At 41.2% G+C, this 243-nt stretch carries 1 pseudogene; it reads left to right on the top strand.

Annotation, left to right across the window (positions count from 1 at the left end):
- Positions 1–243 (top strand): annotated as a pseudogene (locus FD07_RS12005) (hypothetical protein); the annotation flags it as partial.

Raw genomic sequence — 243 nt, forward strand, 5'->3', positions numbered from 1 at the left:
TGATTAAACAGGAACAAGCCTATACAGCCGTGATGTACTATGATCCTGTTTTAAAGCCATGTCAGGCTGAAACAATTGAACAGTGGCAAGCAAATCCCCCACAGGTGTTCAGTCCCCAAGAACATCAACAAGGACTAGCTTATTTATCGGGACAGCTTAGCTTAGATCAGTTAGAAAATCATCACTTACAACGGGTTTTAAAGCATGATGGCACTAAACAACTCTTTTTGGGTGAATGCAAAG

Source organism: Levilactobacillus parabrevis ATCC 53295 (genome assembly GCF_001434055.1).
GTDB classification, from domain to species: domain Bacteria; phylum Bacillota; class Bacilli; order Lactobacillales; family Lactobacillaceae; genus Levilactobacillus; species Levilactobacillus parabrevis.